This window comes from Parageobacillus sp. VR-IP, assembly GCF_013357975.1.
Taxonomy (GTDB): Bacteria; Bacillota; Bacilli; order Bacillales; family Anoxybacillaceae; genus Saccharococcus; species Saccharococcus caldoxylosilyticus.
Genome location: NZ_JABVYQ010000013.1, coordinates 45,387 through 52,884, shown reverse-complemented (window position 1 = coordinate 52,884; position 7,498 = coordinate 45,387). Strand labels below are relative to the sequence as shown.

General features: G+C 42.2%; 9 protein-coding genes and 1 rRNA gene. 9 read left to right on the top strand and 1 reads right to left on the bottom strand.

Annotation, left to right across the window (positions count from 1 at the left end; all coding sequences use genetic code 11):
• Window positions 1-8: 8 nt before the first annotated feature.
• The 9 genes from rrf to rsmI all read left to right on the top strand — a co-directional run bounded on the left by rrf (window position 9) and on the right by rsmI (window position 6,787).
• Window positions 9-125 (top strand): 5S ribosomal RNA (gene rrf, locus HT574_RS18915).
• Window positions 126-326: 201 nt separating this feature from the next.
• Window positions 327-533: a sigma factor G inhibitor Gin gene (locus HT574_RS18910; protein ID WP_017434453.1), complete on the top strand. Its 207-nt coding sequence runs from the start codon at window positions 327-329 to the stop codon at window positions 531-533.
• Between the two features lie 178 nt (window positions 534-711).
• Entirely contained in the window at window positions 712-2,151 is a 1,440-nt protein-coding gene (locus HT574_RS18905; RefSeq protein ID WP_017434454.1) for an aminotransferase class I/II-fold pyridoxal phosphate-dependent enzyme, read from the top strand.
• 14 nt (window positions 2,152-2,165) lie between these two features.
• Complete coding sequence (gene tmk / locus HT574_RS18900) at window positions 2,166-2,798, top strand: dTMP kinase (RefSeq protein ID WP_017434455.1); 633 nt, start codon at window positions 2,166-2,168, stop codon at window positions 2,796-2,798.
• 84 nt (window positions 2,799-2,882) lie between these two features.
• Window positions 2,883-3,890: a DNA polymerase III subunit delta' gene (gene holB, locus HT574_RS18895; protein ID WP_175245751.1), complete on the top strand. Its 1,008-nt coding sequence runs from the start codon at window positions 2,883-2,885 to the stop codon at window positions 3,888-3,890.
• Window positions 3,883-4,710 carry a PSP1 domain-containing protein gene (locus tag HT574_RS18890; protein WP_017434457.1) on the top strand — a complete coding sequence of 276 codons (828 nt, stop codon included), beginning with the start codon at window positions 3,883-3,885 and terminating at the stop codon, window positions 4,708-4,710. Before holB ends, HT574_RS18890 begins: the two co-directional genes overlap by 8 nt.
• A 14-nt stretch (window positions 4,711-4,724) precedes the next feature.
• On the top strand, window positions 4,725-5,084 hold the full coding sequence (gene yabA, locus HT574_RS18885; RefSeq protein WP_175245746.1) for a DNA replication initiation control protein YabA: 360 nt from the start codon (window positions 4,725-4,727) through the stop codon (window positions 5,082-5,084).
• Between the two features lie 63 nt (window positions 5,085-5,147).
• Complete coding sequence (locus tag HT574_RS18880; protein ID WP_175245750.1) at window positions 5,148-5,897, top strand: tRNA1(Val) (adenine(37)-N6)-methyltransferase; 750 nt, start codon at window positions 5,148-5,150, stop codon at window positions 5,895-5,897.
• A gap of 14 nt (window positions 5,898-5,911) precedes the next feature.
• A complete protein-coding gene (rsmI, locus tag HT574_RS18875; protein ID WP_175245745.1) occupies window positions 5,912-6,787 on the top strand; it encodes a 16S rRNA (cytidine(1402)-2'-O)-methyltransferase in 876 nt (291 codons plus the stop codon).
• Window positions 6,788-6,822: 35 nt separating this feature from the next.
• Here rsmI and HT574_RS18870 read toward each other — a convergent pair whose 3' ends face one another.
• Window positions 6,823-7,122 (bottom strand): transition state genes transcriptional regulator AbrB, encoded by a 300-nt coding sequence (locus HT574_RS18870; protein ID WP_017434461.1) that lies wholly within the window; start codon window positions 7,120-7,122, stop codon window positions 6,823-6,825.
• Window positions 7,123-7,498 lie beyond the last annotated feature (376 nt).

The window sequence follows — 7,498 nt, the reverse complement described above, 5'->3', positions numbered from 1 at the left end:
ATTACTTGCCTAGTGACTATAGCGGAGAGGAAACACCCGTTCCCATCCCGAACACGGAAGTTAAGCTCTCCAGCGCCGATGGTAGTTGGGGCCAGCGCCCCTGCAAGAGTAGGTCGTCGCTAGGCAATTGTTGTTGGAACAGCTGATTAGGCGTAACGCTTAATCAGCTGTTTTTATTTTTCTTCCCTATTAAACTCAAACATCTGGAAAAGACATATGGTGGTTCCGATCATGTGACATGTGATAATTTTCCAAATGCATAATAATGATCTATTAGTATAGAAACTTATTAATGTGGGAAAAATAATGGGTGGGAGGTGGAGAAGGTGGGGACATCCATTACTAGCAAAGATGACATGGAAAAGGTATGTATCGTTTGCGAGCAGTCAAAACAAGAAGGCATTCACATTTTTGGCCGATTTCTTTGTCTAGACTGTGAAAAAGCAATGGTTCAGACTGATACAGCCGATCCGAAATATAGATTTTACGTAAAACAATTAAAGAAAATTATATCTTCTGAAATATATTCATAAGGTCCTATTGATATAGGGCCTGTTTTTATTATGCCGCCGTGTCCGCTTGCTATGAATCAATTGGAAAATCATCTCGCTTTGTCTGCTTCTATTCAAGTCGGTTCGTTAATGTTAATATATATTTTGTTATTGATGCACAGCAATGAAAAATGACCTTGGAAAGAAAAGAGGGTTGTTCATGGATCAAGGGAAAACCCCCTTATATACCGCTCTAAAACGTCATGATGCCATCCATCCGTTTTCCTTTCATGTGCCAGGTCATAAATACGGTTTTGTATTTCCGGCAAACGCAAGAAATGATTACGAACCATTATTAAAACTGGATGCTACGGAGTTAACCGGATTAGATGATTTACACCATCCGGAATCGGTTATTGCCGAGGCACAGTTGCTAGCGGCAAAACTGTATAATGTAGAAGAGACATTTTTTCTTGTGAACGGTTCTACAACTGGAAACTTGGCGATGATTTTTGCTGTTTGTGGGGAAAAAAAGAAAGTCATTGTACAGCGCAATTGCCATAAGTCGGTGATGCATGCGCTTCAGTTAGCAGGGGCCACTCCTGTTTTTCTTTCTCCTGAATTTGATGAAGACGTTCGTGTTGCTTCTTATGTGGCCTATGACACGATAAAAAAGGCGCTCGAACTTCATCCAGATGCCGCGGCGCTAGTATTAACCAATCCTAATTATTACGGCATGGCCGTTGATCTTACAGAAGTAGTTCATCTCGCGCATCGCTACGGCATTCCCGTACTTGTCGATGAAGCGCACGGCGCCCATTTTATTCTCGGCCAGCCTTTTCCGAAAACAGCGGTCGCGTGCGGAGCGGATGTAGTTGTTCAGTCAGCTCATAAAACGCTGCCGGCTATGACAATGGGTTCGTATTTACATTTCAATAGTTCATTGGTCGATAAAGAAAAACTGAAATATTTTTTGCAAGTATTTCAATCGAGCAGCCCATCTTATCCGATTATGGCATCGCTGGATTTAGCGAGAAGCTATGTCGCTTGTTTGACAAAAAACGATGTCAAAAAGGTGGCTGAACAAATCAGAGAGTTTAAAGATGCTTTAGCAACGATTGAAGGAATTGCCATCGTGCATTCGCACCAGCCGCTTGTACAGACCGATTTGTTGAAAATTACGCTGCAAACACGGAGCGAATTATCAGGCTATGAATTGCAGCAGTTGCTAGAGCGCGAAGGAATTTTTGCCGAGCTAGCCGATCCGTTTAACGTTTTGCTTATCTATCCGCTTGCTGTGATTGAACAGATGGAGCAAGTGGTGGAAAAAATACAACAGGCGTTTCGCGGCTTGCGTTATAGTGAGCAGTTGCTATATTCGTTTCATTCTTTCTCGTTTTTGCCATCTACGGATGCGATCTCGTATAAGGAATTGCAAACGTTGCCGAAAAAAGTAGTAGATTTAAAGAGAGCGGAAGGATATATTGCCGCGGAAACGATTATACCTTATCCGCCCGGGGTGCCTCTGTTATGGATAGGGGAACGAATTTGCAAGGAACATATCGAACAAATCGAACAGCTAAAACGTTGCCATGCACGCTTTCAAGGTGGAAGATATTTATCTACTCAGCAAATAGAAGTGTATGATCTTATAAAATAAGGGAGATGTAGCGTATGAAAGGATGCTTTTTTTCGTTCGAAGGACCTGATGGCGCAGGAAAAACGACGATGATTGCGAAGCTAGAAACATTTTTACGGGAAAAAGGATTTGCCGTACTGTCGACAAGAGAACCGGGGGGCGTGCGCATTGCGGAGGCCATCCGCTCGATTATTCTAAATCCAGATCATACAGAAATGGATGGACGTACTGAAGCACTGCTTTATGCTGCGGCGAGAAGGCAGCATCTTTTAGAAAAAATTATTCCAGCCGTCGAGGCTGGTAACATTGTGTTGTGCGACCGGTTTGTTGACAGTTCTTTAGTGTATCAAGGGTTTGCCAGAGGATTGGGTGTGGACGAAGTATTGCAAATCAATCAATTCGCGATTGATGGATATTTTCCATCACTAACCATTTATTTTGATATTGATCCGAAAATGGGGCTGGAGAGAATTCAAAAAAATAAGCAGCGAGAAATAAACCGGCTCGATATGGAAAGCTTGTCCTTTCATTATAAGGTACGGGAAGGATATTTAAAGCTGGCCGAACGGTTTTCTGAGCGGATTGTTACTATTGATGCTTCCAAGCCGGTTGATGAAGTATTTGCCATGACCGTAACGGCGGTAATGAAGCAAATAGAAGGAAGATAGCAACGGTATTTCCATGAAACAAAACATGATAGGAAGAACAGGACATGGTAGAATAATGATAAAGGAAATAAGCGAGTGATGACGATGACGATGCAGTGGGAACAGCTTGAGCAATACCAGCCTGTCGTAGTAAAGATGCTCACCAAAAGTCTTGAAAAAGGAAGAGTTTCCCATGCTTACTTATTTGAAGGGCAGCGCGGAACCGGGAAAAAAGCGGCAAGCCTTTTGCTGGCGAAAAGTTTGTTTTGCTTGCATCCGTTGGAAATAAAACCTTGTAATGAATGCCGAAACTGCCGCCGCATCGATTCGGGAAACCATCCGGATGTTCATGTTATTGCGCCGGATGGACAATCGATTAAAAAAGAACAAATTGAACTGCTGCAGCAGGAATTTACGAAAACGGCAATGGAGGCCGATAGAAAACTATATATTATTGAACACGCTGATCAAATGACCACGAGTGCAGCGAACAGCTTGCTGAAATTTTTAGAAGAACCCCGTCCGGGAACGGTGGCGATTTTGCTGACAGAGCAATACCATCGCATATTGGAAACAATTGTTTCCCGCTGTCAAGTTTTTTCGTTTCAACCACTGCCGCCTGCTTTGCTTGCCAATGATTTAATAGAGCAGCAAATTCCGCCTCATATGGCTTTTCTTGCTGCCCATGTGACAAACAATTATGAAGAAGCACTTGAATTAAGCCGAGATAGTTGGTTTGCGCAAGCGCGAAAAATAGTGTTACAATTATATGAAATGTTAAAGAAAAACGATTTGCAGGCTCTTTTTTTCCTTCATGATCAATGGGTTCCGCACTTTCAGGAAAAGCAGCAAATTGATTTAGGGCTGGATTTGCTTTTATATATATATAAAGATATGTTGCATATACAATCAGGGCAACCGGATTATGTTGTGTATCGGGATAAGATCGACGATTTGCAGCAATGGGCGCTCGCTTGCTCTCAGCGGCAGATCATCCAAAGCATGGAAATCATTTTACAGGCGAAAGCACGTTTAAATACAACGAATATGAGCGTACCGCTTTTAATGGAGCAACTCATCCTTGATTTAAAGGAGGGAAAAGCGTTTGTATAATGTAGTTGGCGTTCGTTTTAAAAAAGCAGGAAAGATTTATTATTTTGACCCTGGGGAGTTAATTATTCCTGCCGGAGAGTTTGTTATTGTAGAAACCGTGCGCGGGATTGAATATGGAAAAGTAGTGATCAGCAACAAGCAAGTCGATGAAAACGATATTGTGCTGCCGCTGAAAAAAGTGATCCGCATCGCCGATGCGAAAGATAAATGGATTGTCGAAGAAAATAAAAAAGCGGCGCGCGAAGCGTATGATATTTGTCTGAAAAAAGTGGAAGAGCACGGATTGGAAATGAAGCTAGTTGATGTGGAATATACATTTGACCGCAATAAAGTGATTTTCTATTTTACCGCAGACGGGCGTGTGGATTTCCGCGAGCTTGTAAAGGATTTAGCAGCTATTTTCCGCACGCGCATCGAGCTACGGCAAATTGGCGTGCGCGATGAAGCAAAAATGCTGGGCGGAATCGGTCCGTGCGGAAGAATGCTGTGCTGTTCCACGTTTTTAGGCGATTTTGATCCCGTCTCCATTAAAATGGCAAAGGATCAAAATTTATCGCTCAATCCGACCAAAATTTCTGGTCTTTGCGGCCGCTTGATGTGCTGTTTGAAATACGAAAATGAGGAGTATGAAACAGCAAAAGAACAGCTCCCTGATTTAGGCGAATTTGTGGAAACTCCGCACGGTCTTGGCAAAGTGATAGGATTAAATATTTTGGAACGGGTATTACAAGTAGAGCTGTCCGAACATGGACGAGTCGTGGAATATACGCTTGATGAATTGATGAAAGACGGAACTCTGCCAATTCGAGCCGCAGATTAATTGGGGTGGGCAATGTGGATAAGAAAGAGATTTTTCAATCTGTAACAAGCATGGAAGAACAACTTAGCCATTTATACCGCCAGCTTGTGCAATTAAAGGAGTATGTATCGCAACTACTTGAGGAAAATCACCATTTACAAATTGAAAATGCGCATTTGCGCCGGCGGCTTGAGCAAATGGCTAATGAATGGACGGAGGAAAAGCGCAAAGGTCATAGGCATGGCCATGAGCGCAAACTGATTGATATCGGCGAAGGGTATGATAATTTAGCGCGTCTTTACCAGGAAGGGTTTCATATTTGTCATGTCCATTATGGAAGCGTCCGAAAGGAAGGAGATTGTCTGTTTTGCTTATCCTTTTTAAACAAAAAATAAGTATAGGTTGTAGCCTTTCCATTTTCGGAGAGGTTATTTTTTTGAACGTAGGGAGGATGGATGATGGTCGAATTATATGAAGATGAGAGGCTGGATTATCTTTTAAACGAAGAGATCCGCATTATTCAAAGCCCGTCGGTGTTTTCCTTTTCGCTCGATGCGGTGCTGCTGGCCAAGTTCGCCTATATGCCGATTCAAAAGGGAAACATTGTCGATTTATGTACGGGAAACGGTGTTATTCCGCTATTGTTAAGCAGGAGAACAAAAGGAAAAATTATCGGCATTGAAATTCAGGAACGGCTTTGCGATATGGCAAAGAGGAGTGTGCAATATAATGGCTTGGAAAAACAGATAGAAATTATTCAAGGCGATATTAAAGAAGCGCCTAAACAGTTAGGATATAGCAAATATGACGTGGTGACGTGCAATCCTCCTTACTTTCCGACAGTCAGCAAGGAGGAAATGAACAAAAATATTCATTTGGCCGTCGCCCGTCACGAAATTTATTGTACGCTTGAAGATGTGATTCGCGTAAGCAGCCAGCTGTTAAAGCAAGGCGGGAAAGCAGCGTTTGTGCACCGCCCAGGACGTCTCCTTGATTTGATCACCTTGATGCGTGAGTACCGGTTAGAGCCGAAACGGCTGCGCTTTGTCTATCCGAAAATGGGAAAAGAGGCCAATACGATTTTGGTAGAAGGAATCAAAGATGGGAATCCGGATTTGAAAGTGTTGCCGCCACTGGTGGTGTATAATGACAATAATGAATATACCGATGAAGTGAAGCAAATATTATACGGTATTATCCCATCATAAAGGAGCAGAAGAACATGCTTTGGCAGCAAAAAAGCTTTACAGAGCATAAAGATAAGGGAACATTGTACATTGTCCCAACACCAATCGGCAATCTCGAAGATATGACGTTTCGGGCGGTGCGGGTTTTGAAAGAAGTGGATATGATCGCGGCGGAAGATACGCGGCAAACGAAAAAGCTGCTCAATTATTTTGACATTCACACACCAGTGATGAGTTACCATGAACATAATAAATACACGAGCGGACCGCAAATTATTGAGCGGCTGAAAGAAGGAAAATCGGTAGCGCTTGTCAGCGATGCGGGAATGCCGGGAATTTCCGACCCGGGACATGAACTGATTGTGTCTGCACTCAAAGAGCGATGCACCGTCGTTCCGCTTCCCGGCGCCAACGCAGCCTTAACTGCGCTGGTTGCGTCGGGGCTGCCGACCGATCACTTTTATTTTTTCGGCTTTCTCGAGCGAACGAAGAAAGAAAAGAAACGGCAGTTGGAATCATTAAAAACGGTTCGCGAAACGATGGTTTTTTATGAAGCCCCCCATCGCCTAAAAGAAACACTGGCTATGATGTATGAAGTGTTTGGCGAGCGCCGCGCCGTCATCTGTCGTGAGCTGACGAAACGGTTTGAAGAGTTCATTCGCGGCAATTTGAGCGAGGCGGTGGAATGGGCGGAAACGAATGAAATCCGCGGGGAATTTTGTTTGATTATTGAAGGAGCACAGGAAGTGAATGAAGAGAAAGAAACATGGTGGCATTCGCTGACATTAGTAGAGCATGTAGAATATTATATAAAGGAAAAACGACTTTCGACAAAAGAGGCGATTAAACAGACAGCAAAAGATCGAAATATGTCGAAACGCGATGTCTATCAGAAGTATCATAACGAGTAAAAAAAAGGAGTTTCTCAGAAGCTAGAGAAACTCTTTTATTTATCGTTATTGGTAGCCGATTGTTGCAGATGTTCTTGGATTTCTTTTAAAAGAATTTCCGCACCTTCACGGCTTAAAATAATTTTACCGCCGGCTAATTTGAAATTGTCATCAGAAACTTCGCCAGTGACGACACATGTCATATTTGGCTTATATTTTTTCAAAATGATGCGGTCGTCGTCTACATAGATTTCCAATGCGTCTTTTTCAGCAATATCTAACGTACGACGTAATTCAATCGGAATTACGACACGGCCTAACTCGTCAACTTTACGGACAATGCCTGTTGATTTCATGGAACGCTTCCCCTCTCTATAAAAATAGTTTTTTATTTCACTAGGATTTATTCGTCAATATTCGACAAATTTCCTACATCCTAATCATATCAGCGTTTCCATTATACGTCAATCCTTTTATATGTAAAATTTTAAAAAAATGTATATTATTATTTTGAAAAAGATAGCCGTACACCATTGGCATTCCATTTTTGTCTTATGAAAAAACGCCAAGTCGCATGGCCCGTCTGCTAGGCAGTATAATCGCTATTCTATTTATACTTATCCTCCTATAATTAATTCGCCCGTTTTGATCGAAATATGACGTAATTTTATATGCCTGATGTATATTTTTTTTCCACAGGAGAAATAGATGTTTTTGTAGAATGAAAAAATT

Coding starts and splice junctions, on each gene's coding strand:
- tmk (WP_017434455.1), top strand. CDS start 2,166: ATGAAAGGATGCTTTTTTTCGTTCGAAGGACCTGATGGCGCAGGAAAA.
- rsmI (WP_175245745.1), top strand. CDS start 5,912: ATGCTTTGGCAGCAAAAAAGCTTTACAGAGCATAAAGATAAGGGAACA.
- holB (WP_175245751.1), top strand. CDS start 2,883: ATGACGATGCAGTGGGAACAGCTTGAGCAATACCAGCCTGTCGTAGTA.
- HT574_RS18870 (WP_017434461.1), bottom strand. CDS start 7,122: ATGAAATCAACAGGCATTGTCCGTAAAGTTGACGAGTTAGGCCGTGTC.
- HT574_RS18880 (WP_175245750.1), top strand. CDS start 5,148: ATGGTCGAATTATATGAAGATGAGAGGCTGGATTATCTTTTAAACGAA.
- HT574_RS18905 (WP_017434454.1), top strand. CDS start 712: ATGGATCAAGGGAAAACCCCCTTATATACCGCTCTAAAACGTCATGAT.